The organism is Streptomyces sp. NPDC086023 (assembly GCF_044540325.1).
Classification (GTDB): domain Bacteria; phylum Actinomycetota; class Actinomycetes; order Streptomycetales; family Streptomycetaceae; genus Streptomyces.
Genome location: NZ_JBITRX010000050.1, coordinates 1 through 2938, shown reverse-complemented (window position 1 = coordinate 2938; position 2938 = coordinate 1). Strand labels below are relative to the sequence as shown.

Here is a 2938-nt window from a genome sequence, read left to right as displayed (position 1 = left end):
GCTGGGCCTGCAGGCCACGACGGGTCAAGCACCGAGGGGACCCACACACCACACGACCCACCACCCAAAGCAGGCTCCGGCGGCCCAGCGGAACAGAGCGGCACCCGGAAGCTCCGGCGAACGGAACAGCCGGCAGCCTCGGCGGGCCGGGCCCTCACAACCGGGCCCACAGACCCAGCCCTCACAACCGGCCCCACAGACCCAGCCCCGCAGACCCAGCCCTCACAACCGGCCCCACAGACCCAGCCCCGCAGACCCAGCCCTCACAACCGGCCCCACAGACCCAGCCCCGCAGACCCAGCCCTCACAACCGCCCCCTCACAAACCGCCCCCTCACCCCCCAGGCCGCGTCCGCGGTACCGACACCGTCACCCGAAGCCCATGCGGCGGGTTCGTCTCGTACGCCAGGGAGCCGCCTCCCGCAGCGAGCAGCGCCCGGGAGATGGCGAGGCCCAGGCCGGACCCCTTGATGTTCTGGTGGCGGCCGCTGCGCCAGAAGCGGTCGCCCACCCGCGCGAGCTCCTCCTCCGTCAGGCCTGGCCCCCGGTCGGCCACCACCACGGTCGCCGCACGCCCCTCGGCGGCCACCGAGACCGTGACCTCCTCGCCGGCGGGCGTGAACTTGAGGGCGTTGTCGATGACCGCGTCGAGCGCGCTGGACAGTGCGATGGGGTCGGCCCAGGCGGTCACGGCGCCGCGGCCGCCCTCGGTCAGCCGCACGCCCTTCTCCTCGGCCAGCGGCCGCCAGGCGGCCACCCGCTCGGCGGCCAGCTCGCCGATGTCGACGACGGAGATCTCGGCGGAGGCGTGCTCGGCCAGGGCCAGGTCCAGCAGGTCGTCCAACACCTGCGCGAGCCGCTTGCCCTCGGTGCGCACGGAGGCGATCTCCTCGTTGCCCTCGGGCAGTTCGAGGGCGAGCAGCTCGATGCGCAGCAGCAGCGCGGCCAGCGGATTGCGCAGCTGGTGGGAGGCGTCGGCCACGAACGCGCGCTGCTGTTCCAGCACTTCCTCGACGTTGTCGGCCATCTCGTTGAAGGACCGGGCGAGCCGCCGCAGTTCGGGCGGTCCGCCCGAGGCGGCCACCCGGGAGTTGAGGCGGCCGGTGGCGATGTCGTGGGTGGCGGCGTCGAGGATCCGTACGGGCCTGAGCACCCAGCTGGTCAGCCGGAGGGCGGCGCCGAAGGCCACCAGCATGGCGGCGGCGAGTCCGGCGCCGATCACCAGCCAGCCCGCCAGGATCCGCGAGCGCATCTGGCCGGTGGGCGAGTCGGTCACGACCACGGCGACGACGTCCCCGTCGAGGACGACCGGGGAGGCGACGACCAGCCGGCCGTTGTGCTGCCAGGGCCAGACCTGGGCCGGGTCGTGGCTGCGCCGGCCGGCCAGCGCCTCCTCGAAGGCGCGCCGCCCCTCGCCGGTCTCGGGCAGGGCCCACCAGCCGGGGGCGCGGGCCATGGCGTTGTCGTCCCGGTAGAAGACGCCGACCCGGATGCCGTAGAGGTCGTGGTAGCGGGCGAGTTCCATCTGAAGGGTCTCGCGGCGCTCGTCGGCGCCCTCGGACCCGGAGTCGGCCGAGTTGCTGACGAACTGCGCCAGCGCGGCGAAGCGCACCGTGTCGTCGATCCGGTCGACGACCACCCGCTGCTGCCGGGCGGCGGCGAGGCTGGCCCCGAGGGGGAAGCCGAGCGCGATGAGGATGCCCGCCATGAGGACGACGAGCAGGGGAAGGAGCCGGGTGCGCACGGGTACGGCCCGCTAGGGGGCGGCCGCCGGGGCGACCAGGCGGTACCCGACGCCGCGGACGGTCTCGATCAGCGCGGGCATGCCGAGCTTGGAGCGCAGGGAGGCGACGTGCACCTCCAGCGTGCGGCCGGTCCCCTCCCAGCTGGTGCGCCAGACCTCGCTGATGATCTGCTCGCGGCGGAACACCACGCCGGGCCGCTGGGCGAGCAGCGCGAGCAGGTCGAACTCCTTGCGGGTCAGGGGTACGTCGGCACCGTCGACGGTGACGCGGCGGGTCTCCAGCTCGACGGCCACCTGGCCCAGCCTGACCACGTTCCCGCCGGAGGGAGCCCTCCCGCCGACGGCCGCCTCCCCGCCGGCACCCGCGCGGCGCCGCGCGACGGCGTGGATGCGGGCCAGCAGCTCGCCGGTGTCGTAGGGCTTGACGACGTAGTCGTCAGCCCCGAGGTTCAGACCATGGATGCGGGAGCGTACGTCGGACCGCGCGGTGACCATGATCACCGGGATGGACGTGCGCTTGCGGATCTTGCCGCAGACCTCGTAGCCGTCCTGGTCGGGCAGCCCGAGGTCGAGGAGCACTACTCCGAACGGCGGCGCCCCGGCGGGCAGCAGCGCCTGGAGGGCCTCCTCGCCGTTCCGGGCGTGCGTGACCTGGAAGCCGTGCCGGGCCAGGATCGCGGACAGGGCCGCGGCGACGTGGTCGTCGTCCTCGACGAGCAGCAGTCTCATGGGTCCCCCTTTCCGGATCGCGGGCCGGTCGCGCGCAGGTGGTGGTCAGGTGAATGGTCAGGGTCGCGCACGTGGCCACCATGCATCCACGCCCATGGAGACGCCCACGTCAAGGGGGTTCCGGCGCGGCGCGCCTTCCGTTATGCACCCGGTACGAGTACAACGCCGCCCTTCACGCACTGTGTCCGGGTGAAGCCTTATCGTTATGCTCAATTTCCGCTCAGATGTGATGACGCTGCGCTCACGGGCTCATTAATGTCCTTGCAACCGAGGAGGACGGAGCAAGAGCCCGATGAGCGGAGTATCAGTGACCAAGGGCCCCGAGGACACGGCCCCGGCCGGCGAGGACCTGGTCGTACTGAGCAACGTCAACAAGCACTTCGGCGCGCTGCACGTGCTCCAGGACATCAACCTGAGCATCGCCCGCGGTGAGGTCGTCGTCGTGATCGGCCCGTCCGGTTCCGGC

The 2938-nt window shown here is 72.6% G+C and carries 2 protein-coding genes and 1 pseudogene; 1 reads left to right on the top strand and 2 read right to left on the bottom strand.

Annotated elements, in window-relative coordinates; genetic code table 11:
• Positions 1–333: 333 nt before the first annotated feature.
• On the bottom strand, positions 334–1743 hold the full coding sequence (locus ACIF6F_RS37935; RefSeq protein ID WP_399958612.1) for an ATP-binding protein: 1410 nt from the start codon (positions 1741–1743) through the stop codon (positions 334–336).
• 12 nt (positions 1744–1755) lie between these two features.
• The gene (locus tag ACIF6F_RS37930) at positions 1756–2472 is read right to left on the bottom strand and encodes a response regulator transcription factor (RefSeq protein WP_399958609.1); all 717 of its coding nucleotides are present in this window, start codon (positions 2470–2472) and stop codon (positions 1756–1758) included.
• 292 nt (positions 2473–2764) lie between these two features.
• On the opposite strand from ACIF6F_RS37930, the pseudogene ACIF6F_RS37925 reads away from it, so the two are divergent.
• Positions 2765–2938: pseudogene (locus tag ACIF6F_RS37925) on the top strand (amino acid ABC transporter ATP-binding protein); the annotation flags it as partial.